This is a genomic window from Pseudoxanthomonas sp. UC19_8, from assembly GCF_042700505.1.
GTDB classification, from domain to species: Bacteria; Pseudomonadota; Gammaproteobacteria; order Xanthomonadales; family Xanthomonadaceae; genus Pseudoxanthomonas_A; species Pseudoxanthomonas_A winnipegensis.
This window is the reverse complement of record NZ_CP170559.1, coordinates 933986-956853: the sequence shown is the minus strand read 5'-3', so window position 1 is coordinate 956853 and position 22868 is coordinate 933986. Positions and strand designations below refer to the sequence as shown.

Annotated in this window: 19 protein-coding genes and 2 pseudogenes; 14 read left to right on the top strand and 7 right to left on the bottom strand. The window is 69.0% G+C overall.

What is annotated here, in order from left to right; genetic code table 11:
* Window positions 1–4: 4 nt before the first annotated feature.
* Both ACFJIT_RS04055 and ACFJIT_RS04050 read left to right on the top strand, forming a co-directional pair.
* Complete coding sequence (locus ACFJIT_RS04055; protein ID WP_379655128.1) at window positions 5–3025, top strand: diguanylate cyclase domain-containing protein; 3021 nt, start codon at window positions 5–7, stop codon at window positions 3023–3025.
* 58 nt (window positions 3026–3083) lie between these two features.
* Window positions 3084–3563, top strand: coding sequence for a low molecular weight protein-tyrosine-phosphatase (locus tag ACFJIT_RS04050; protein ID WP_379655127.1), 480 nt, complete (start codon window positions 3084–3086; stop codon window positions 3561–3563).
* A 100-nt stretch (window positions 3564–3663) separates the two neighbouring features.
* On the opposite strand, the gene mqo is transcribed toward ACFJIT_RS04050, so the two are convergent.
* Entirely contained in the window at window positions 3664–5373 is a 1710-nt protein-coding gene (gene mqo / locus ACFJIT_RS04045) for a malate dehydrogenase (quinone) (RefSeq protein ID WP_379655126.1), read from the bottom strand.
* A 288-nt stretch (window positions 5374–5661) separates the two neighbouring features.
* Between mqo and ACFJIT_RS04040 the strand changes: the two genes are divergently transcribed.
* The 4 genes from ACFJIT_RS04040 to ACFJIT_RS04025 all read left to right on the top strand — a co-directional run bounded on the left by ACFJIT_RS04040 (window position 5662) and on the right by ACFJIT_RS04025 (window position 8189).
* On the top strand, window positions 5662–5832 hold the full coding sequence (locus ACFJIT_RS04040) for a hypothetical protein (RefSeq protein WP_379655125.1): 171 nt from the start codon (window positions 5662–5664) through the stop codon (window positions 5830–5832).
* Window positions 5833–6312: 480 nt separating this feature from the next.
* Window positions 6313–6948, top strand: coding sequence for a hypothetical protein (locus ACFJIT_RS04035; RefSeq protein WP_379655124.1), 636 nt, complete (start codon window positions 6313–6315; stop codon window positions 6946–6948).
* A 126-nt stretch (window positions 6949–7074) separates the two neighbouring features.
* Window positions 7075–7782: a DUF4386 domain-containing protein gene (locus ACFJIT_RS04030; protein WP_379655123.1), complete on the top strand. Its 708-nt coding sequence runs from the start codon at window positions 7075–7077 to the stop codon at window positions 7780–7782.
* Window positions 7779–8189 carry a DUF6326 family protein gene (locus ACFJIT_RS04025; protein WP_379655122.1) on the top strand — a complete coding sequence of 137 codons (411 nt, stop codon included), beginning with the start codon at window positions 7779–7781 and terminating at the stop codon, window positions 8187–8189. Before ACFJIT_RS04030 ends, ACFJIT_RS04025 begins: the two co-directional genes overlap by 4 nt.
* Window positions 8190–8249: 60 nt before the next feature.
* On the opposite strand, the gene ACFJIT_RS04020 is transcribed toward ACFJIT_RS04025, so the two are convergent.
* Together ACFJIT_RS04020 and ACFJIT_RS04015 are read right to left on the bottom strand one after the other, a co-directional pair.
* Window positions 8250–10244 carry a M1 family metallopeptidase gene (locus ACFJIT_RS04020; RefSeq protein ID WP_379655121.1) on the bottom strand — a complete coding sequence of 665 codons (1995 nt, stop codon included), beginning with the start codon at window positions 10242–10244 and terminating at the stop codon, window positions 8250–8252.
* A gap of 103 nt (window positions 10245–10347) precedes the next feature.
* The gene (locus tag ACFJIT_RS04015; RefSeq protein WP_379655120.1) at window positions 10348–10800 is read right to left on the bottom strand and encodes a CopD family protein; all 453 of its coding nucleotides are present in this window, start codon (window positions 10798–10800) and stop codon (window positions 10348–10350) included.
* Between the two features lie 72 nt (window positions 10801–10872).
* On the opposite strand from ACFJIT_RS04015, the gene ACFJIT_RS04010 reads away from it, so the two are divergent.
* The gene (locus tag ACFJIT_RS04010; RefSeq protein ID WP_379655119.1) at window positions 10873–11466 is read left to right on the top strand and encodes a class I SAM-dependent DNA methyltransferase; all 594 of its coding nucleotides are present in this window, start codon (window positions 10873–10875) and stop codon (window positions 11464–11466) included.
* A 91-nt stretch (window positions 11467–11557) separates the two neighbouring features.
* A complete protein-coding gene (locus tag ACFJIT_RS04005) occupies window positions 11558–12799 on the top strand; it encodes a polyhydroxyalkanoate depolymerase (protein ID WP_130535915.1) in 1242 nt (413 codons plus the stop codon).
* A 41-nt stretch (window positions 12800–12840) separates the two neighbouring features.
* Here ACFJIT_RS04005 and ACFJIT_RS04000 read toward each other — a convergent pair whose 3' ends face one another.
* From ACFJIT_RS04000 to ACFJIT_RS03990, 3 genes and pseudogenes are all read right to left on the bottom strand, one after another.
* A complete protein-coding gene (locus ACFJIT_RS04000; RefSeq protein ID WP_379655118.1) occupies window positions 12841–13476 on the bottom strand; it encodes a DUF2306 domain-containing protein in 636 nt (211 codons plus the stop codon).
* A 225-nt stretch (window positions 13477–13701) separates the two neighbouring features.
* Window positions 13702–14445: pseudogene (locus tag ACFJIT_RS03995) on the bottom strand (sensor domain-containing protein); the annotation flags it as partial.
* Between the two features lie 77 nt (window positions 14446–14522).
* Window positions 14523–14888: a PadR family transcriptional regulator gene (locus tag ACFJIT_RS03990; RefSeq protein WP_379655117.1), complete on the bottom strand. Its 366-nt coding sequence runs from the start codon at window positions 14886–14888 to the stop codon at window positions 14523–14525.
* A 129-nt stretch (window positions 14889–15017) separates the two neighbouring features.
* Between ACFJIT_RS03990 and ACFJIT_RS03985 the strand changes: the two are divergent.
* The 3 genes and pseudogenes from ACFJIT_RS03985 (at window position 15018) to ACFJIT_RS03975 (ending at window position 18477) form a co-directional block, all read left to right on the top strand.
* A pseudogene (locus ACFJIT_RS03985) lies at window positions 15018–16059 on the top strand (magnesium and cobalt transport protein CorA).
* Window positions 16060–16180: 121 nt separating this feature from the next.
* Window positions 16181–18253, top strand: coding sequence for a carbon starvation CstA family protein (locus ACFJIT_RS03980; protein WP_379655116.1), 2073 nt, complete (start codon window positions 16181–16183; stop codon window positions 18251–18253).
* Window positions 18253–18477, top strand: a complete 225-nt coding sequence (locus ACFJIT_RS03975) for a YbdD/YjiX family protein (RefSeq protein ID WP_130521058.1) — start codon at window positions 18253–18255, stop codon at window positions 18475–18477. Before ACFJIT_RS03980 ends, ACFJIT_RS03975 begins: the two co-directional genes overlap by 1 nt.
* 258 nt (window positions 18478–18735) lie before the next feature.
* On the opposite strand, the gene ACFJIT_RS03970 is transcribed toward ACFJIT_RS03975, so the two are convergent.
* Window positions 18736–19497, bottom strand: coding sequence for an SDR family NAD(P)-dependent oxidoreductase (locus ACFJIT_RS03970; protein WP_379655115.1), 762 nt, complete (start codon window positions 19495–19497; stop codon window positions 18736–18738).
* Between the two features lie 113 nt (window positions 19498–19610).
* Here ACFJIT_RS03970 and ACFJIT_RS03965 point away from each other — a divergent pair, with 113 nt between their 5' ends.
* The 3 genes from ACFJIT_RS03965 (at window position 19611) to ACFJIT_RS03955 (ending at window position 22791) form a co-directional block, all read left to right on the top strand.
* Entirely contained in the window at window positions 19611–20525 is a 915-nt protein-coding gene (locus tag ACFJIT_RS03965; protein ID WP_379655114.1) for a LysR family transcriptional regulator, read from the top strand.
* A 254-nt stretch (window positions 20526–20779) separates the two neighbouring features.
* Window positions 20780–21538 carry an ankyrin repeat domain-containing protein gene (locus ACFJIT_RS03960; protein WP_379655113.1) on the top strand — a complete coding sequence of 253 codons (759 nt, stop codon included), beginning with the start codon at window positions 20780–20782 and terminating at the stop codon, window positions 21536–21538.
* 68 nt (window positions 21539–21606) lie between these two features.
* Entirely contained in the window at window positions 21607–22791 is a 1185-nt protein-coding gene (locus tag ACFJIT_RS03955) for an XVIPCD domain-containing protein (RefSeq protein ID WP_379655112.1), read from the top strand.
* Window positions 22792–22868: the final 77 nt, after the last annotated feature.

Here is a 22868-nt window from a genome sequence, read left to right as displayed (position 1 = left end):
TCGCATGTTCAAGGCCAGGGCCATCCTGTGGATGCTGCTGTGCTGCGCCATACCTGCCGCGCAGGCTGCGGCCGGCGCTGCGGCGAGCGTGCGTCCGCTCGATCTCACCGATCTGGAGGCGCCGGCCTTCACCAACTTCGGCCAGGACGAGGGGCTGCCGGACGCCGGCGTGTCCTCGACCTGCGTGGACAGGAATGGCTTCGTCTGGGGCGCCACGCCGGCCGGCGTGTACCGCTACGACGGGCGCCGCTGGATGGCGGTGGACGAGCCGGCGCTGCGACACTCGGCCACGCATGTGTTCGTCGACCACGGCGGGCGGGTGTGGGCGGCGTTCCGCAATACCGGCCTGGCGGTCTATGACGGCAAGCACTGGCAGGCGGCCAACACCGACACCGGCCTGCCCTCGAACCAGATCAAGCATTTCGCCGAGACCACCGACCCCAGCGGCGAGGTGGTGCTGTGGGCGCTGACCTGGGACCACGGCCTGATGCGCCTGCGCGACGGGCGCTGGGAACTGGATCCTGGGAATGCCTCGCTGCCGGCCGACCCGCTGCGGTCGATGGCCCAGACCCGGCAGCTGGGCGTGCCCGGCCGGCAGTGGCTGGGCACCAACGCGCGCGGCCTGTGGTACCGCGATCCGGGCCAGGTCGCCTGGCGGCGCTGGGAAGGTCATCAGTTCGACGTGGCCCAGGTCGAGGACCTGATGCCGGTCATGCAGCAGGGCCGCGAGGAACTGTGGATCTCCACCTACACCGGCGGCCTGTGGCGCATGCGCGCCGACGGCCTGCGCCACTGGAGCCACGACCACGACGGTCTGCCCAGCAACGTGATCTACAACGTGGCCAATACCGCGCTGCCGGACGGCAACCGCGCGATCTGGGTGGCCAGCCGCGCCGGCCTGCTTCGCCTGCACGAGGACACCCTGCAGGTGTTCAACCGCCGCCACGGCCTGCGGTCGGACGTGATCCGCGACGTGATCGCCTGGCGCAGCCCCGACGGGCTGGACGTGCTGTGGATGGCCAGCGACTGGGGCGTGACCCGCACCGTGCTCGGCGCCAGCCCCTGGGTGATCGCCTCGCTGATGGGCTCGGACGGGCTGGGCGTGTTCGGCTTCCTGGTCGAACCCGACGGCCAGGGCGGCGAGCGGCTGTGGGTGAGTTCCTCCGGCGAAGGCCTGTCGCTCTATCAGGGCCGCCAGTGGCACCACTTCGGCCAGGACGAGGGCGTGCCGCCGGACGCCAACATCGGCTCGGTGATCGCCACCCATGACGAGGCCGGACGCAGCACCTACTGGGTCAGTCTGCGCGGCGGCGTGGTGCTGCGCAGGTCGCCGGGCCAGTCGCGCTTCGCGCCGATCGCCACCCCTTGGAAGCACACCGAGGGCGAACTGCTCTACGACACCCTGGTGCGCACCTACGAGGGCCGGCGCGAGCAGTGGTTCGCCACCCGCGAGACCGGCCTGTACCGGCTGCGCGACGGCGCCTGGACGCGCTTCCCGCCGCCGGTGAGCAATGCCCCCTGGCGCGCGCTGCGGGTGCTGGACGTGATCGATGCGCAGGGTCGTTCGTGGCTGTGGGCGGCCACCAACCACGGCCTGGCGCGCTTCGACGGTACACGCTGGGACACGCTGGGCACGGACCTGGGCCTGACCGACACCAACGTCATCGGCCTGAGCCTGATCCCCGACGCCGGGCACCGCCAGATCCTGTGGCTGGGCACCAGCAGCGCCGGCGTGGCACGCGTGGACATCAGCGACCCACGCCAGCCCCGGTTACTGCCCGAGCCGCTGCCACCACCACCCGACCCCAGCGTCTACAACGCCCAGGTCGACAGCAAGGGCCGGGTCTACCTGTGCACCAACAACGGCGTGCAGCTGCTCACCCCGACCGCGCGCGGTTACGAGAGCCGCATCTTCGGGCGCCACGACGGCCTGCTGCACCAGGAATGCAACTACGTGCAGTTTCTGGACCGGCACGACCGCTTCTGGACCGGCACGCTGGGTGGGCTGGCCGTCTACGACCCAAGGCGTGAGCTGCACGACACCCAGCCCAAGCCGCTGCGCGTGACCGGCCTGCGGATCGACGGCCGCCCGGTGGCCGGACCCGCGCTGGAGGTGCCGCCGGGCAAGCGCGAGCTGCGCATCGACTACGCGCTGCTGTCCTGGTTCCGCGAGGCCGACTCGCGCTTCCGCACCCAGCTGCTCGGCTACGACACCGCGCCGGGCGACTGGACCGAACAGAATTTCCGCAGCTTCAACGCGCTGCCGCCGGGCCACTACCGCCTGCGCGTGGAGGCGCGCGACCACGCCGGCAACACGAGCACGCCATTGGAAGTGCCGATCAACATCCAGGCGGCGTGGTGGCAGACACCGGGCGCGCGGGTGGCCGCGGGGTTCGCCGTGCTGCTGGTCGGCTACGGGCTGGCGGCCTGGCGCACGCGCCGCCTGCGCGAACAGCGTCGCGTGCTGGAACAGCGCGTGCGCGAGCGCACCGCCGAACTGCACGAGGCCAACGAACGCCTGCGCACCCTGTCCTACCGCGACGAGCTCACCGGCCTGGACAACCGCCGCCGGCTGCTGGAAGTGGTCTCGCCCTCGCCGGACGGGCCCCTGCCACGCGCCCTGATCCTGCTGGACGTGGACCACTTCAAGCGCTTCAACGACCGCTTCGGCCACCCCGCCGGCGACGAGGCCCTGCGCCAGGTCGCCGCGGCCATGCGCGACTGCGCCGGCGCACAGGCCACCGTCGCCCGCCACGGCGGCGAGGAGTTCGCCTGTGTGCTGCCGACCACCGACGCCCAGCACGCGCTGGACGTGGCCGAATGCATCCGCAAGGCCGTGGCCGCCTGCGAGCTGCGCGTACCCGGCCAGGACGCGCCCTGGCACATCACCATCAGCGCCGGCGTGGCCATCGCCATGGTCCGCACCCGCGAGGACACGCTGCGGCTGTTCAACGACGCCGACCTGGCGCTGTACCAGGCCAAGCACGAGGGCCGCGACCGGGTGCAGCTGCATCGTCCGCTGTAGGCCCGCATCGCGGGCAGGCTGTTAGGGTATCGGCCCTTGCTTCGCACGATCCGTCGCCATGTCCCAGACCACCCCCTCGGTGCTGTTCGTCTGCACCGGCAACATCTGCCGCTCGCCCACCGCGCAGGCGCTGCTGCTGCGCAAGGCGGCCGCGCAGGGCATCGAGGTGGACACCGACAGCGCGGCGGTCACCGACGAGGAAGTCGGCAATCCGCCCGACCGTCGTGCCCTGCAGGAGCTGCAGCGACGCGGCGTGCCCATGCCGCCGCACCGGGCCCGGCTGATCGAGGCGCGCGACTATCGCCATTTCGACCTGATCCTGGGCATGACCGCCCAGCATGTCGGCGCCATCGAGCGCCTGGCCCCGCCCGATGCGCGCGCCCGGATCGGCCTGCTGATGGAGTACGCGCCAGGCCAGCGCGCGATCGATGTCCCCGATCCCTGGTACGGCGGACCCCAGGATTTCGTGAAGGCCTTCGACATGATCGAGGCCGGCGTGGACGGCCTGCTGCGCAGCTGGACGCTGGCGCGCGATTGAGGCGGATTGATCGCAACAAAAAACCCGCGGCACGGGGCCGCGGGCTTGGCGTTGCGTCGTCACGGACCGGCCGCTTGGCGGGGCGATCCGGATCGCAGGCTTACAGCGCCTGCATCGCCTTGTTGGTCTTGTCCTCGGTCTTGACCGGCACTTCGGGCTGCGGCTGCACCGCCGGCTCGGCGGCCGGGGCGGGCTGCAGGCCGGCGTTGTCCGGCACCTCGATGTAGGGCAGGTGCAGCGTCTCGCTGGTCATGCGCCGGATCCGGTTGGTCAGCGCCGCGCTCTTGTTGAGCTCCTGGCCGTAGCTGGGCACGATCCGCTCCAGCTTCTGCTTCCAGCCGGCTTCCATCTGCCTGGGGAAGGCCTGAGCCATCAGCTTGAGCATGATCGGCGGCGAGGTGGACGCGCCCGGCGAGGCGCCCAGCAGCGCGGCGATGGTGTCGTCCTGGTCGGTGACGATCTCGGTGCCGAACTGCAGGCTGGTCTTGCCGGTCGCCGGGTCGCGCTTGATCACCTGCACGCGCTGGCCGGCGGTGATCAGCTTCCAGTCCTCGCGCTTGGCGTTGGGGTAGTACTTGACCAGTTCGGCCTGACGATCGGCGTCGGTCAGCTCGGCCTGCTGCAGCAGGTACTTGACCAGGTCCAGGTTCTCCTCGCCCACCTTGAGCATGCCGCCCACGTTGTGCTGGTTGACCGAGGAGTACAGGTCCCACTGCGAACCGGCCTTGAGGAACTTGGTGCTGTACAGCGCGAAGGGCCCGAACAGCACGACCGGCTTGCCGTCCAGCTTGCGCGCGTCGATGTGCGGCACCGACATCGGCGGCGAACCGGTATCGGCCATGCCATAGACCTTGACGTCGTGGCGGCCGGCGATGGCCGGCGCCTGGAAGGCCAGGAACTGGCCGCCCACCGGGAAGCCCGCATAGTTCTTCGCCTCGGGGATGCCCGACATCTGCAGCAGCTTCAGCGCCGCACCGCCGGCACCGATGAACACGAAGCGCGAGCGGACCGTGCGCAGCTGGTCGGACTTGAGGTCCCGCACGGTGACGTTCCAGGTCTTGTCCTGGTTCTGGTGCAGGCCCTGCACCTCGTTTTGCAGGTTGAGGTGGAAGTGCGGGTTCTTCTGCAGGGCCGCGGTGAGCTGGTTGGTGATCACGCCGAAGTTCACGTCGGTGCCCAGCGGCATGTAGGTGGCGGCCACCTTCTGCGCCGGATCGCGGCCTTCCATCACCAGCGGTGCCCAGGCCTTGATCTGCGCCGGATCGGTGGAGTACTGCATGCCGTAGAACAGCGGATTCTTGACCAGCGCGTCGTGGCGCTTGCGCAGGTACTCGATGCGGTCATCGCCCCAGACGAAGCTCATGTGCGGGGTGGGATTGATGAAGTCCGACGGGGTTCCCAGCCGGCCCTCGCGCACCTGGTGCGACCAGAACTCGCGCGAGACCTCGAACTGCTCGGCGATGCCGACCGCGCGCTTGGTCTCGATGGAGCCGTCGGGCAGCTCCGGGGTGTAGTTGAGCTCGGCGAAGGCCGAGTGTCCGGTGCCGGCGTTGTTCCAGCCGTTGGAGCTCTCCAGCGCCACGCCGTCCAGACGTTCGAACAGCTGCACGTTCCAGTCCGGCTCCAGTTCCTGCAGATAGGTGGCCAGGGTGACGCTCATGATGCCGCCGCCGACCAGGACCACATCGACCGACCGGTCGCTATCGGGCTTGGGGCCTGTCACGTTCTTGATCGGCCAGAACAGGAAGACGACGCCGACCACCAGCAACAGCAGGACGGCGCCGAGAAGGAATTTGAGGAAATTTTTCATCACGTATGAGGATCGCGGGGGGAGACGAGTACGACTGAGCGGGAGAGCCTGACGCAAAAACGTCATTGCACGCCACTTCCTGTATCGCACGGACATCAAACCACAGCGCTCCGGACGATACTGCGTCAAAGGGTCTTCCTGTCCCGTTGGGTGGGATGCGATCCCGTCTTGAACCTCGCTTTGAGTGCCGCCGGGTCGTCCATGTAAGGCAACCGGCCTCGACGCGCGGCCTTCACAGACGGCTGACGAGGCCGCTGTCATTGATGCAGCACGTTCCACGAGATGCTTATGACGACACTGCGTAGCTCCAAGGCCATGCCGCCGGATATCGAATTCTCCCGCCCGCGCGAGGACAAGCGCGCCGCGCAACGCCAACTGCAGGACCGCCTGGACGCCTTCGAACGCGCCGGCGGTCGGGTCGAAAAACTCGGCGACACGCCGCTGCGCAAACGCGGCTGATTGCCGAAGCTGCACCACCATCGAGCGCTTCTTCCCCGCTGAGTTGATCTCTTTCGATAAGCCAGCTGTGCTCATCTCTCTTGGTGGGCTTGCTGAGCTATGTGTTGTAGGCCTGCTGAGCTCATCGTCCTTGGTGGGAGCAACTGTCCCGGCCTGCATGTAGAGCGGAGCTTGCTCCGCTGGAGCCTTCCCCACGAACCGACCGAAGAGCAGCGGAGCAAGCTCCGCTCTACAGGGGGCGCCATGGCGGCGATGAGGCCCTGCCGGGAAAGCCTCATCGCCGCCATGGCGGTTGCCACGGATGTCACTGCTTGTGCGGGCAATCGACGGTGATCAATTACCGCCTACAGCGCTGCCCCAGCAACAACTGATCCCCAAACTCGCCCACTCAGCCAGCGGCATGCCGTCATCGCCTAGAATGCGCGCCCCTGCCGGCGTTTGCGCCGTTCCTCGGCGCTCGCCGTCCGCTCGAAGTCCTCGATGAATCAGCTCGCCCATTGCGTCCTCCACTACGCGCGCAGCCTGTGGGAGACCCAGCAGTTGCTGCCACCGGGCGACGCCGCCGACACGCATGCCGCGGCGCATGCGCGCGCCAACCTGCATCTGGCCAGCCTGGCCGGCTCGGTCGCTGCCTTGACCGAGGCGCAGCGTGTGGACCTGGCGCGCGCCGCGCTGCGCGGCTGGCCGCTGCACGTGGCCGGTACGGTCGAAGACGCGCCCGATCCGGTGCGCCTGGCGCTGATGGCAGGCCGCGCCCCGACGCCGCTGCACGCGCTGCCGGACGGGCTGACGCCATGGGTCGACGCCTCGCTGGCCGCCATCGCCCTGCGCAGCCTGCGCTACGCGCTGGAACTGACCGCGCTGCTGCCCGACCCGACCCGCCAGCCGCTGCCCGATGACGCCTCGCCGCAGTTGCTCAGCGCCGCGGCGGCCGTGGACGAGCAGCAGGCCGTGCTGTGGGACGCCATCGAGAAGGTCGGCGCCGACGAAGCGGCGCAGCTGGCCGACGCCGCGCGCGCCATGCTCGACAGCGCCGCACCGGGCAGCCAGGACGCCGAGCTGCTGGCCTACTTCGCCAGCGGCATGTTCGCCCAGCGCACCTGCGCACACCGCTGAAGCGCACCGCCACACGCCGCCGAAGGCCTCCACCTGCCCGCGCATGACTTCCGGCAGTCACTGCCGACAGGACATGGGCGGTAGCTTGCACTCACTCTCAATGTGCGCGCAGGCGCGGGACCGCCGGTGGCAACCCAAGGATCGATCGCGCGCTGGACCGGGGCGGTATACCTGGTCGTGGTACTCACCGGCATATTCAGCCTGGCCTATGTGCCAGGCCAGCTGCGCGCCCTGGGCGACCCCAGCGGCATGCTCGAACATATCGTGGCGCGGCAGCGGCTGTTCCAGGCCGGCATCGCGTCCTTCGTACTGGAGCAGTTGGCCTTCCTGGCGCTGCCGTTCCTGCTCCACCGCCTGCTGCGCCACGTGCAGCGCACCCTGGCCGCCGCGATGGTGGTGCTGGCGGTGATCGCGGTGCCGATCGCCCTGATCGCCGCCGCCCATCGACTGGATGCGCTGACCGCGCTGACCGATCCGGGCCTGGACGCGGTGTCGAGCAACGTGCGCGAGGCGCTAGCCCTGCATTCGATGACGGCCTACCGGAACGCGATCTTCATGGCGACCCTGTTCTGGGGCCTGTGGCTGCTGCCGCTGGGGCTGCTGGTCTATCGCTCGCGGCAATTGCCGCGCGTGCTGGGCGCCGCGCTGATCCTGGGAGGTCTTGGCTATGTGTGCAACGTGTTCGGCGCGCTGCTGGTACCGGGCTACGACCAGGGCGCCTTGTCGAACTACGCGACCCTGCCGGCGGCGTTCGGCGAGATCGGCCTGTGCCTGTGGCTGCTGCTGTTCGGCATGCGACCGGTCGCCTCCACCCTGACGGACACACTGGAATGAGCTCCCTTCTGCAAGACACGCCCGTCCCCGTGCGCCAGCGCCTGTCGGCGGCCTGGGGCGCGCTGATGTTCTGCTATCTGTATGGCGACTACTTCGGCCTGTACACGCCGGACAAGCTCAAGGGCATGCTCGCCGGCGAAGGCCCGGTCGGCGCCTACAGCGAGGGCTCGCTGGTCGGCGTCTCGCTGATGATGGCGGTGCCGGCGCTGATGGTGCTCGGCGCGCTGCTGCTGCCGGCGCGCCTGTGCCGCTGGCTCAACGTGCTGCTGGGCATGGCCTACACGGCGATCATGCTGCTCACCCTGCCCGGCGCGCGGCCGTACTACCTGGTGCTGGGCGGGATCGAGATCGTCCTGTCGCTGAGCATCGCCGTCATCGCCCTGCGCTGGCCGCGCGCGAGGGCCTGACCAACCGGCCGCACGGACCGGCGCGGGCGTCGCCCGGGCCGGTCCGTGATGCAGGCGGCCTCAGGCGCCGGGGACGGCGCTGTTGTTGGCGCGGTCGGCGTCGGGCAGTACGTGGTCGGGGTCGATCGTCACCTTGGACACCGGCTTGCGCGTGGCCAGCAGCAGCTGCGGGGCGGCGCGCTGGATCCAGGTCTCCACCGGCACGCGCCGATCCTCATGCGTGCCATCGGTGTAGTCGATGCGCAGCGTCGCCGGCATCACCAGCTTCTGCCGGTTCTCCAGCGTCACCGCCAGGCCCTTGGCCGCATCGCCATCGACGTACCCGGCCGCGCTGATGCCCAGATCCAGTTGCCAGTTGTTGAAGTACCAGCCGCGCCACCACCACGACAGGTCCTCGCCGGCCTCGCTTTCCATGAAACGGAAGAAGTCCGACGGCGTGGGGTGCTTGTAGGCCCAGGTGGCGATGTACTTGCGGAACGCCGGATCGAAGCGCGCCGGTCCCAGGATCTGCTCGCGCAGCAGCACCAGGCCCAGCGCGCCCTTGAAGTAGGTCACCGGATGGCGGTACTTCTCGCTGGTCGCATCGGCCAGGTCCATCAGCGTGGGCGCGTCCTTGTCGGCCAGCACCGGCAGGATCTCATCGACCGGGTTGCCGCCCTTGGGTGCGTATTCGCCGTCGCGCTTGGGCGCGTACTCGCCGTGGTTGAAGGCGTCGGAGGCATAGACGTCGATGAAGGTGTTGAAGCCTTCGTCCATGAAGGCATGGCGGCGCTCGTTGGAGCCGACGATCATCGGGAACCAGCCGTGGCCCAGCTCGTGCGCGGTGATCCAGAACAGCTTGTCGTCCTTGTCCTCGTAACCGTCGAAGACGATGCCGGGGTATTCCATGCCGGCGCCGTGGCCGCCCAGGTTGACCGCGACCGGCCACGGGTAGGCATACCACTTGTCAGAGAAGTGCTCGATGGCGCCCTTGACGTATTCGGTCGAGCGCACCCAGTTGGCCGCGCCTTCCACCGGGTAGACCGACATGGCCAGCGCCTGCTTGCCGGCCGGCAGATTGATGCGCGCCGCATCCCAGACGAACGCCGGCGAGGCGGCGAAGGCCACGTCGCGGGTGTGGTCCATGTGGAAGCGCCAGGTCTGGGTGCCGCTGCGCACGGGCCGGCTGGCCGGGTCGGTGACTTCCTCCGGGGTGCGGATCATCACCGTCCTGTCGCTGGCCTGCGCCTGCTTGAGCCGCGCGCGCTGGGTGGCGGTGAGGACCTCATCGGCATTGGTCAGCGCGCCGGAGCCGGCGACGATGTAGTTCCACGGCACGGTCACCGCGTAGTCGAAATCGCCGTACTCCAGGTAGAACTCCGAGCCCAGATAGGGCTGGGTGTCCCAGCCGCGCAGGTCGTCGTAGACGGCCATGCGCGGATACCACTGGGCGATCTCGAAGATGTCGCCGTTCCTGGTCGGGGTGACCGCGGTGCGCCCGCCCCATTCGCCCGGCACCACGTAGCGGTAGGCGATATGCAGCTTGAGCACGCCGGTCCTGGCGGCCAGGCCGGTCGGCAGATCCACGCGCATGCGGGTGTCGTCGACCAGGTAGCGCACCGGCACGCGCCTGCCGCCCTGCTCGACCTCGACGCTGGCGATGGTCATGCCGTCGCTGCCGGGCGAGGTGCGCCCCGGGCGCGCGGTGCGGGTGCTGGCCGCGCGCGAATCGGCCCGGTAGATGTTCTGGTCCAGCTGCAGCCACAGCACGTCCAGCGCGTCGGGGCTGTGGTTGCTGTAGGTGATGGTCGCCTCGCCGCTCAGCGTGTGGCTGGCCGGGTCGATGCTGGCCTTGAGCGCGTAATCGGCGCGGTTCTGCCAGAACAGCGGCCCGGGCTTGCCGGCGCCGCCGCGCACGGCCGTGGCCGGCGTGGGCAGCTGCAGCGGGGCGAAGGCCTCCAGCGGCTTGAAGCCGGTGTCCTGGGCGGCGGGTTCGGCGGCCTGCGCGGTCACGCAGGCCAGCAGGAAGGACAGCAGGACCAGGGCGTGCAGCCCACGGCGACGGGACGCGGTCATGGCGTGGCGGGATCCGGGCAGACAGGGGGGGACTTCGAATCCTACCTTGCAGTCCGGTCAGGTCATGGGCCATTGGTCCTGGGCGCGGCCCGCCGCGGATGGCCTAGAACGGTTTGGCCAGCACCAGGTAGACGATCACCACCAGCCCCAGCACGGGCAGCTCGTTGAACCAGCGCAGCGCCCGCCCAGAGGGCAGCGCGCCGCCGCGCGCTACGCGCTTGAGCCAGCGCCCGGACACCACGTAGTGCGCCAGCACCAGCACCACCAGCGCCAGCTTGGCGTGCAGCCAGCCGCTGCCGGGACCGACCATGGTCGGGAAGTCCGGGGTGAAGCGGTAGCCCAGCCACAGCACCAGACCCAGCACCAGCGCGATGCCGAACATCATGTGCCCGAAGCGATACAGCCGCCGTCCCATCAGCACCAGGCGCGCCTGCACCTCGGGCTGGCCGGCGCTTTCGGCCAGGTTGACCAGGATGCGCGGCAGGTAGAACACCGCGGCCATCCACGCCACCACGAACACCACATGGAGGGTCTTGACCCAGAAATAAGCCTGCATCGAATCGGCTCCGTGGCGCGCGCAGCTGCGAAGAGGCGATCATTGTCGCTCATCCCTTCCCAGGCCCGCATCTTGGACAAGCGCTACGACGCCGCCTATTTCCAGCACTGGTATCGCGGCGGCGACATCGGCGGCAGCGCGCGGCTGGCGCGCAAGGTCGCCCTGGCGGTCAGCTGCGCCGAGTACTGGCTCGAACGCCCCATCCGCACCGTGCTGGACATCGGCTGCGGCGAAGGCGCCTGGCGCGCGCCGCTGCGCAAGCTGCGGCCCAGGGCGCAGTACCTGGGCTTTGACAGCAGCGACTACGTGGTGCGCCGCTTCGGCGCGCGCCGCAACCTGCACCTGGCCGCCTTCGGCGATTTCCAGTGGCTGCGCCCGTGCGCGCCGGTGGACCTGCTGGTGTGTTCGGACGTGCTGCACTACCTGCCCGACGCCGAACTGCGCCGCGGCCTGCCCGGCCTGGCCGAGCTGTGCGGCGGGGTGGCGTTTCTGGAGACCTTCGCCGCCGAAGACGCGTTCGAGGGCGACCACGTCGGCTTCCAGGCGCGGCCGGCGGCGTGGTACCGGCGCCAGTTCAGGCGCGCCGGGCTGCGCGCGGCCGGCTCGCACTGCTGGCTCGGCCCGGCTCTGGCCGCCGAGGCGGCGGCGCTGGAAGCCAGCCCCTGAGCCGGTCCGCGGCGCTTTCATGTGGCGCGCCCGCCGTTGGGCTATCCTGCGCCGCGGCAACCGCCTGATCCAGCACGGTTTTGTTCCTATGATGCTTTACCAGTGGCATGAAATGGGCCGTCAGTGGATGGCCCCATGGGTCCACCTGGCCGACGCCAGCTCGCGCATTTTTTCCGATCCCAACAGCTGGCTCTCGGCCCTGCCGGGCGCCGAGCGCATCTCGGCCTACAACGAGCTGATGCACCGGCTGGGCAAGGATTACGAGAAGCCCGACTGGGACATCGGTGAGGTCGAGGTCGACGGCCACACCCTGCCGGTGATCGAGCAGGAGATCATCGCCAAGCCGTTCTGCCGGCTGCTGCGCTTCAAGCGCTTCACCGACGATCAGGCGGTGATCGCCGGGCTCAAGGCCCAGCCCGCCGTACTCGTGGTCGCACCCCTGTCCGGCCACCACGCCACGCTGCTGCGCGACACCGTGCGCACCCTGCTGCGCGACCACAAGGTCTATGTGACCGAATGGATCGACGCGCGCCTGGTGCCGGCCGAGCAAGGCGGTTTCGGCCTGGAGGACTATGTCGCCTACATCCAGGAATTCATCCGCCACATTGGCGCCGACAAGCTGCACGTGATGAGCGTGTGCCAGCCCACGGTGCCGGTGCTGGCCGCGGTGTCGCTGATGGCCAGCGCCGGCGAGACCACGCCGCGCTCGCTGGTGATGATGGGCGGGCCGATCGATGCGCGCGTCAGCCCGACCCAGGTCAACGACCTGGCCACGCGCAACCCGCTGTCCTGGTTCGAGCACAACGTCATCCATACCGTGCCGGTGAACTACCCCGGCCACGGCCGCGCGGTCTATCCGGGCTTCCTGCAGCACGCCGGCTTCATCGCCATGAATCCCAGCCGCCACTTCCAGTCGCACTGGGACTTCTACGCCGACCTGGTCAAGGGCGACCTGGAAGACGCCGATGCCCACCGCCGCTTCTACGACGAATACAACGCGGTGCTGGACATGCCGGCCGAGTTCTACCTGGACACCATCCGCGTGGTCTTCCAGGAGTTCCTGCTGCCGCGCGGGCTGTGGACGATCGATGGCGTCAAGGTCGATCCCTCGGCGATCACTGGCACCGCGCTGCTGAGCATCGAGGGCGAACTGGACGACATCGCCGGCCTCGGCCAGACCAAGGCCGCGCACGGGCTGTGCACCGGCATTCCCAAGGCCCGGCGCAAGCACATCACCGTCGAAGGCGCCGGCCATTACGGCATCTTCAGCGGCCGCCGCTGGCGCGAGTCGGTCTATCCCGACGTCAAGGCCTTCATCGCCAAGTACAACTGAGGCAGAAGCGAGTGGAGTGAGCGAAGGCGCTATGGCTCCGCTCACTCCTGCGCGCGCACTTCTCGCATCGGTGACGGTCCACTTGCGCGGTTGAACAGCGCCTCGGCCACGAGCAGATTCGGGATCCAGCACAGCCAGGCGATCACCGGATAGCAGGTCTCGAACGGGATGCCGCTGGCGACCGAGATGGGCAGATAGATCCGCAGGGTCACGGCCGCGAAGGTCAGCGCGAAGTTGCGCACCATCCACCTGCGATGCGCGGCCACATCGCCGGCGCGGATGGCGCCGAACGCCCGCAGTCCGGTGTAGAGCCAGGCCAACGCCAGGCACGCGAAGCCGAACTTGGCTGTGAGCCCGCCGAAGGCGAGCGTGGCCATGTACAGGCCCGACAGCCCGCCCAACGCGACGCCGATCCCCAGGTAGACGCGCCCCATCCAGCGATGCACCTGCGCAGACCGCTGCCGGAGCCTGGAGGAGAACTGGAACGGCCCCGTCAGCAGCGCAAGCGATGAAGCGAACACATGGGTGTAGATACCCACCTGGTGCGCATGAAACGTCAGCCGCATGGCGGGATGGACGCCGATTCCCAAGGGCAGCAGCGCGTAGGCCAGGATGGCGTAAGCGGCCACGGCCAGGGCGAGGAAATACAGCGCGATGTTGCCGATCGTCTTGACCACGGTGGTCTGTTTCCTGGATGGATTTCCGCGTCGGCAGCGCCGATGCGTGCCGATGACCCGCTTGCCGAGGGTTGAAGGCAGGAATGAGCGAAGAGGAGGCAGGAATGAGCAAAAAACACTGCCCCTGCACTCACGCCTCGCCTCTCACACCACCGGCGTGCGCACCAGCAGGTGCTTGGCGAGCCAGCCGTGGAAGCGTCCGATCCAGCGCGCCAGATGCAGGGTCAGGAACAGCAGCAGGAACCCGGCCACCGGCGTCACGATCGCGATCCACGGGCTGGTGTCCAGCAGGTTCTCGCCGTTCGCCCAGAACACGTAGTGGTTGCCGCCCAGCAGGCTCAGCGGCGAGAGCACGCAGGCGATCGCGGTGGATCCCAGCGTGACGATCAGCGTGAAATAGGCGATGCCCAGCGGCAGCATCAACAGCAGATAGAGCATCGCCGTCCAGGTGCCGGCGTCGGTGAACAGCTCACCCAGGCGCTTGAACCAGGACTTGTCGCGCTGTGTATAGAGCGGGCGCCGCGGCATGCGCACGCCGAGCAGGACTTCGACGATGCGTCCCTCGACCAGCGACAGCAGGCGCACCGACATCAGGAACAGCAGCAGGATCGGGATGCCGATGATCAGGATCAGCAGACCGACCGAGAGGCTGGCGCCGGTCACCACCCAGCTGAAGTAGAAGACGCCGGTGGCCATCGACAGCAGCATGTAGAACAGCGCGCCGTAGGTGCGCGGATCGGCGGCCACGCCGAAGAAGCGCCCCAGCCAGGAGCGACGCGGCGGCGGCGGCGGCGGGCGCAGCGCGCGGCTCACCGTGACCTCGGTCTGGCGATAGATGTCGGCCACCTCCTCCGGTGCGCCGTAGCTGCCGGCGACCGAGGCGATCACCTCGGCCTCGCTCTTGCCGGGCTGCTCGGCCAGCTCGGCGCGCAGATACTCCTCGGCGTCGTAGAGCGCGTCCTGGATCATGGCCGGGTCGGCGCCCTTCAGCGCCGCACGCAGCTGGTCCAGGTATTCGGGGATGGTGGTGGGCAAACCTTGTGCGTTCATGCGGTGGTCCCCTTGAGAACAAGATCGACGGAATCTCGGGTGGCGCGCCAGGCGGCGGCCCATTGCGCCAGGACCTGTCGGCCCGCGGCGGTGATGCAGTAGTAGCGGCGCGGCGGGCCGGACGCCGACGGCTCGACCTCGCTCTCCAGCAGGCCGGCGGCCTCCAGATTGCGCAGCACCGGATACAGCGCGCTCTGCTTGCCGGCCAGCACGCCCTGGCCCAGCTGCTCCATGCGCTTGGCGATCAGATAGCCGTACAGCGGCTCCTCGGCCTGGGCCAGCACCGCCAGCAGCGCAAGGGAGACGGTGCCGGCGCTGAGCTCCTTCTGGAACTTCTTCAGTTGGCTGTCGACATCGACCATGGACGCTGCGTGTGGGCACTAGGTTGAACACAACACTAGTGTGAACTTGGGACTAGTGGATGTGCCGGTGGTCATGCCCGCGGCGGATCGTGTTGCCGCCTTCAGCCGCCCGGGCGCAGGATGCCGCGCATGACCCTGCTCCCGCATACCGACGCCCTGCCCCCCGTCCCGCAACCGCCTTCGGCCCCCGGCAACCCGGCCTGTGTGATCACCTGCGCCGCCTACGACCGGCAAGGCACGCGCACCAACCTGACCCTGGACGAGATCAGCGACGTGCTGGCCCGCGACGACGGCTCGTTCGTCTGGGTCGGCCTGTACGAGCCCGAGGAACACGTCCTGCTGAAGCTGCAGGAGGAGTTCTGCCTGCACCCGCTGGCCGTCGAGGACGCCGGCAAGGCGCACCAGCGGCCCAAGCTGGAGACTTACGGCCACTCGCTGTTCATGGCCATGCACACCGTGCAGGTCATCGACGAACGCATCCGCTACGGCGAGACCCAGGCCTTCCTTGGCCAGCGCTATCTGATCACCGTGCGCCACGGCGCCTCGCTGTCCTACACCCCGGCGCGCCAGCGCATCGAGCGCGAGCCGGAGCTGCTCAAGCTCGGCCCGGCCTACTGCCTGTACACCGTGCTGGACTTCATCGTCGACAACTACCTGCCGATCATCGAGGAGTCGCGCGACACGCTGTTCACCCTGGAACGCGACATCTTCTCCGAGACCTACCGCGGCGCGGTGGTGCGCCGGCTGTACGACCTCAAGCGCGAACTGACCCTGATGCGCGTGGCGGTCGGGCCGCTGCAGGACGTCCTGGCCCAGCTGGTGCGCACCCAGAACCCGCTGGTGCCCGAGGAGATCCGCCTGTACATGCGCGATGTCCACGACCACGCGCTGCGCGTCAACGACGGCATCGACACCCTGCGCGAGATGCTCGGCACCGCGCTCAGCGTCAACCTCTCCTTGGTGACCCTAGGCCAGGGCGAGACGGTCAAGCGCCTGGGCGCCCTGGGCCGCGCTGCTGGCGGCCCCGACCCTGATGACCAGCTGGTACGGCATGAACTTCGAAGGCATGCCCGAGCTGCACGCGCGCTTCGGCTACTGGGTGCTGATCGGCGCGGTGGCGGTGACCTGCGGCGTACTATACGTGCTGTTCAAGCGGGCGCGCTGGCTCTGAGCGGCGCCGCCGCGCGGGCGGCTACTAGACCAAAGTAGGAGCCGCCACCAGCACAATGGATGATTGACCCCCGCCGAGGCTTGTTGAACCCTGTCCGCCACATTACAGCCGGGGACATTTCATGAAGGGGCTATCCAAGATCGCCTGGGCGCTGCTCGCGCTCCTGGGCGCGTTCTGTCTGGGGACGGTGGCGCTGCGGCGCGGGGAAACCGTCAACGCGTTGTGGATCGTGGTGGCGGCGGTGTCGCTGTATCTGGTCGCCTACCGCTACTACGCCTTGTTCATCGCCAGCAAGGTGATGCGGCTGGACCCGACGCGGGCCACGCCGGCGGTGCTGCGCAACGACGGTCTGGACTATGTGCCGACCAACAAGCATGTGCTGTTCGGCCACCACTTCGCCGCCATCGCCGGCGCCGGCCCGCTGGTCGGCCCCGTGCTGGCCGCGCAGATGGGCTACCTGCCCGGCCTGCTGTGGTTGGTGCTGGGTGTGGTGTTCGCTGGCGCGGTGCAGGACTTCATGGTGCTGTTCATCTCCAGCCGCCGCGATGCGCGCTCGCTGGGCGATCTGGTGCGCGAGGAGATGGGCCAGATTCCCGGCACCATCGCCCTGTTCGGCGCCTTCCTGATCATGATCATCATCCTGGGCGTGCTGGCCATGGTGGTGGTCAACGCCCTGGCCGAGAGCCCGTGGGGCACCTTCACCGTGTTCGCCACCATGCCCATCGCGATCCTGATGGGCCTGTACATGCGCTACATCCGCCCGGGCAAGATCGGCGAGATCTCGGTGGTCGGCCTGGTGCTGCTGCTGGCGGCGATCTGGCTGGGCGGCAAGGTCGCCGCGGACCCGAGCTGGGGCCCGGCGCTGACCTTCACCAAGGTGCAGATCACCTGGATGATGATCGGCTACGGCTTCGTCGCCTCGGTGCTGCCGGTGTGGCTGCTGCTGGCTCCGCGCGACTACCTGTCCACCTTCCTCAAGATCGGCACCATCATCGCTCTGGCGATCGGCATCCTGATCGTGATGCCCGACCTGAAGATGCCGGCGCTGACCGAGTACGCGCACACCGGCAAGGGTCCGGTCTGGACCGGCGGGCTGTTCCCGTTCCTGTTCATCACCATCGCCTGCGGCGCGGTGTCCGGCTTCCATGCGTTGATCTCCTCGGGCACCACGCCCAAGCTGCTGGCCAATGAGGCGCACATGCCCTACATCGGCTACGGCGGCATGCTGATGGAGTCCTTCGTGGCGATCATGGCGCTGGTGGCGGCCTGCATCATCGACCCGGGCGTGTACTTCGCCATGAACGCGCCGCCGGCCGTGGTCGGCACCGACGTGGTGGCCGTGGCCGCCAAGGTCAGCGAGATGGGCTTCGTCATCACCCCCGACGTGCTCACCGCCACGGCCAAGGACATCGGCGAGAGCACCATCCTCAATCGCGCCGGCGGCGCGCCGACGCTGGCGGTGGGCATCGCCCAGATCCTGCACGCGGTGCTGCCCACCGGCGACTCGATGGGCTTCTGGTACCACTTCGCGATCCTGTTCGAGGCGTTGTTCATCCTGACCGCGGTCGACGCGGGCACGCGCTCGGGCCGCTTCATGTTGCAGGACCTGATCGGCAATTTCGTCCCGGCGATGAAGCGCACCGAGTCGTGGACCGCCAACATCATCGCCACCGCCGGCTGCGTGGCGCTGTGGGGCTATCTGCTGCATTCGGGCGTGACCGATCCGTTCGGCGGCATCAAGACGCTGTGGCCGCTGTTCGGCATCTCTAACCAGATGCTGGCCGGCATCGCGCTGCTGCTCGGCACGGTGGTGCTGTTCAAGCTCAAGCGCGACCGCTATGCCTGGGTCTGCGGCATCCCGGCACTGTGGCTGCTGGCGTGCACCACCACGGCCGGGCTGATCAAGTTGTTCGACAGCAATCCGGGCCAGGGCTTCCTGGCGCAGGCGCACAAGTTCCAGGACGCGATCGGCCGCGGTGAGGTGCTGGCGCCGGCCAAGTCGATGGCCGAGATGCACAAGGTGGTGGTCAATGCCTACGTCAACACGGCGCTGACCACGCTGTTCCTGCTGGTGGTGGCGATGGTGCTGGTGTATTCGATCAAGGCGATCCTGGTCGCGCGCCGCAATCCGCAGCGCAGCGATCGTGAGACCGAGTACGTGGCGCTGACGCCGGCCCAGATGGCGGACCTGTGATGGGCACCGCGCTGGTTCCCGTCGGTCAGTACCAGGTGCACCGCCGCGTGTGGCGGCGCCTGGTGCAGACCGCGCGGCTGTGCTGCGGCATCCCCGACTACGACAACTACGTGCGCCACGTGCTGGAGAAGCACCCGGACCGCACGCCGATGGACTACAAGACCTTCTTCCGCGAGCGCCAGGAAGCGCGCTTCGGCGGGGGGCGCGGCTTCCGCTGCTGCTGAACCGGAAAGGGCGGCCTCGGGGCCGCCCTTTCTTTTTGGTTCTTCTCTCGACGCAGAGATCTTGGCGCAGTGTGGATTGTGGCTTCGGAAGGGCAGCGGTCCGGAGACCTCTGGGTCGAAAGTCAAAAGAAGTCCGGATCGATCCGCCGCGGAGCCTCGATCCGGCCGGGTCGAGGCTGGTCGGCGAAGTGGCGCTCCCGGCTCCGCACTTCAGCGAGAACCCTTCCTTTGCCCGCACCTCTGGGCGAGGCTGCAAGCTCAGACCAGCATGCCGCCCGAGGCCTCCACGCGCTGGGCGTTGATCCACTGCGTGGCCGGGTCGAGCAGCATGGCGATGACCGGGCCGATGTCGTCGGCCTTGCCCGGGCGGCCGAGCGCGGTGACCGAGGACACCATCGCGTTGACCTGCGCATCGTCGCGCACGCGGCCGCCGCCGAAGTCGGTCTCGATGGCGCCAGGCGCCAGCGTGTTGACGCTGATGCCGCGCGCGCCCAACTCCTTGGCCAGATACCGGGTGAACACCTCGATGCCGCCCTTCATCATCGCGTAGGCCGAACTGCCCGGCAGCGCGAACCGCGCCAGGCCGCTGGAGACGTTGAGGATGCGCCCCCCATCGGCGATCAGCGGCAGCAGCGCCTGGGTCAGGAAGTAAGGCCCGCGCAGATGCACGGCGACCATCTGCTCGAACTGCGCCGGCGTGGTCTCGGCGATTGGAGCGTACAGCGCGGTGCCCGCGTTGTTCACCAGCGCATGCAACTGCGTGGCCTGCCACTGGCCAAGCTGCGCGCGCAGCGCCTCGACGAAGCCGGGCAGCGCCGCGGCGTCGGCCACGTCGAACTGCAGCGCGGCGGCGCGGCGGCCCAGCGCCTGGATCTGCGCGACCACCGCCTGTGCCTCGTCGGCATGGCTGCGATAGGTCAGGATCACATCGCTGCCGGCCTTGGCCACCGCCAGCGCGCCGTTACGGCCCAGGCCCCGGTTGGCGCCGGTGATCAGGGTGATGCGAGGGGAAGTGCTCATGGGAAGGCTCCTAGCAGGCGCGGGAGTGCGCCAATGCAAGGCACGTTATTGGGATTGACGCAGCCGATAAATCACTCGAACCTGGCATTACTGTTCAACATCGGTGAACAATCATGGAGTTCGCCCAATCCCTGCGGACCTTCCAGCGCGTAGTCGAGCTGGGCGGATTCACCCGCGCCGCCGAATCGCTCGGCCTGCCCAAGGCCAGCGTGTCCACCGCCGTGCAGCAGCTGGAGGCGCGCGTGGGCACGCAGCTGCTCCACCGCACCACCCGGCGCGTGCAGCCCACCGCCGATGGCCGCGCGTTCTATCAGCGCAGCCGCGACGTGCTGGCCGACCTGGAGGAACTGCAGGCCATGTTCCTCACCGAGGGCCGGCAGCTGCGCGGCCGGTTGCGGGTGGACATGAGCAGCGGCATGGCGCGCCTGCTGGTGCTGCCGCAGCTTCCTGCGTTCCTGGCCGAGCATCCGCAGCTGGAGATCGAGCTCAGCGCCACCGACCGGCTGGTGGACGTGGTCCGCGAGGGCTTCGACTGCGTGCTGCGCGGCGGCACCCCGCAGGACAGCGCCCTGGTGGCCCGGCCCTTAGGCGTGATGCACATCGTCAACTGCGCCAGCCCCGCCTACCTCGCCCGTCGCGGCACGCCGCACGGGCTGGAGGACCTGGCCACGCACGAACTGGTGCACTACGCCAGCGTGCTCGGCCAGCGCCCGTCGGGCTTCGAGTACTTCGACGGCGAGGCCTACCGCCTGCTGCCGATGGGCGGCGCGGTCACGGTCAACAACGTGGAGGCCTACCACGTCGCCGCATTGGCCGGCCTGGGCATCATCCAGGTGCCGCTGCTGAGCGTTCGCGACGCACTGGCACGCGGCGAGCTGGTCGAAGTGGTGCCGCAGCTGGTGGCCGAACCGATGCCGCTGACCCTGCTCTACGCCCAGCGCAGACATCTACCGCGACGCGTGCGGGTCTTCATGGACTGGCTGGCCGGCCTGCTGACACCGCATCTGGCGCCGCTGCCCCACGGCTGATACGAGGCAGGGCCCCTACCTTGGCGGCGCGCAGGCGTCATTGCCGTCTGTTCCGCCAGCGCGGCCACGGCAGACCGCCGCGACATCGCCCGTGCCAGGCCAGCGAGGCCTTGAAGCCCCCGCCCTGTCTCTCGATGCCGTGACGGATGCACGGTCGCGATGCTTGTCTGGGTGACGCAACGCTTTGCTAGTATCGGGACGCGGCCCGGCACGAGGGCGGGCCGACGCACCCGCAGACGGAAAGGAACCCCGCAATGCGCAGGCACGTCCCGGCCCTAGCGGCCCTCGCGACTTTCTTGCTCATGGCTTCATGCGCCGCCGGACCGGTCGGCGCGAAGGAGAAGACCGGCATGTCAGCAACGATGAAGGACAGCTCCCGCATCCCCTTCCACGATCCGGCGATCGTGCCGATGGCGCAGGCCATCCAGCACGGCGACATCGCCCGCATCCGCGCGCTTGCCGGCTCGACCGACCTGGCCGCACACGGCGAGGACAACGTCACCCTGCTCGAATGGGCCATCTGGACCGAACAGCCCGAGGCGCTGGCGGCGCTGCTGGAGTCGGGCGCCGACGCGCGCCTGCTGGGCATGGACCAGGAGACCGTCGCCCACATGGCCGCCATGGTCGAGCCGCCCGAGTACCTGCGCGTGCTGATCGCGCACAAGGCGCCGGTGGACATCGTCAGCCCGCGCGGCGGCCGCACGCCGGTGTTCTCCGCGGTGCAGTCCGGCCGCGCCCCGCAGCTGGAGATGCTGATCGAGGCCGGGGTGGATCTGAATCGCAAGGACAGCATGGGCAACACATTGCTGCACGAAGCGGCCTCGGCGAACAACGGCAAGGCGCTGCTGCGCCTGCTAGAGGCCGGCGTCGACCCGCGCGCGGTCAACGCGCAGGGCGTGACCTTCCAGCGCTACTTCTTCATGACCCGGGAGCGGCTGCTCAACGCGCAGGGCAAGCAGGAGCGCGCGGCCGTCGAAGCCTGGCTGACCCAGCACGGGGTCGCCCGCGAGTAGACCGGTCGGCGGCGGCCCGTCGCCGATGACGCGGGCCGTGGGCCCGACCAAGACGCAAGGATTGGCGAATGGATGATCGCAACACACCGCAGAACGATGGATTCGCGGCCCAGGTGTCGGGCATGCAGCCGCGGCCGATCGACCGCGACCTGTCCACCCTGCTCCAGGACAACTATGCCGTGGCCAATCTGCGCCGCGGCGTGTCGGGGCCGGCGCCGACACTTCCCGGAGGCTGGGCGCGGATGGGCGACGACGATCTTCGCGCGCTGGGCATCGACCCCGCCTTGCAGCACAACGCCAAGAGCGGCTTCGACGCCTCGTTCTACCGCGATCCACAGGGCCACGTGGTCCTGGCCTTCGCGGGCACCGACGAGGGCAAGGACTGGAAGCACAACGTCGGCCAGGGCCTGGGCTTTGACGACCCGCAGTACCGGCAGTCGATCGAATTGGCCAAGAAGGCCAAGGTCATGCTGGGCGACGACCTCATCCTCACCGGGCATTCGCTGGGCGGCGGACTTGCAGCGGCCGCGGCGCTGGCGTCCGATACGCCCGCGGTGACCTTCAACGCCTCGGGCGTGCACAACAAGACCTTGGAGCGCGCAGGGCTGGATCCCAAGGAGGCCAAGGCCTACGCGGCCGAAGGCCTGATCCGCAGCTACGCCGTCAAGAACGAGCTGCTGACCTATCTGCAGGAGGACAGCTTCCCGCTCAAGTACGCCATGCCCGACGCGCCGGGGCACCGCATCACCCTGCCCGATCCGGAGCCGCTGGGCGTGTTCGAGCGGCTGGTCCCCGGCAGGATGCTCATGCACCGGTTGGATCTGCACTACATCGACGCAGTCATGCAGGCGCAGGACCAAGCCGGCCTCGGCGCGCGCGCCAGCACCGCCGAGGGCGCGAGTGCGCCCACCGCCAACCGCCTGCTGGACGACGCGGTGCGCGGCCTGGCGCCGCAGCGTCAGCGCCTGGGGCTGCAGGACGACGAGGCCTTCCTCAACACCGCCGCCAGCCTGGCGGCCGACGCCCGCCGCGAAGGCCTGCAGCGCATCGACCACGTGCTGCCCGGGCGGCAGGGCGAGGCGGTGTTCGCGGTCCAGGGCGGACTGGCCGATCCGACGCAACGGCGCAGCGCGGTGGACCTGGCACAGGCCAGCGCCGAACCGGCACGCGACAGCGCCGCGCAGCTGCGCCAGCAGGAATCTCCACAGCTGGCGGCGCAACACGAACCGCACCGGCGCGCACTGCAGGCCTGAGGAGCGCTCGCGGCGACGATCATTGCCGGGTCGGCATCCCTCGCCGCTGCCGCGGCGATGAGACGACGTAAATCCTT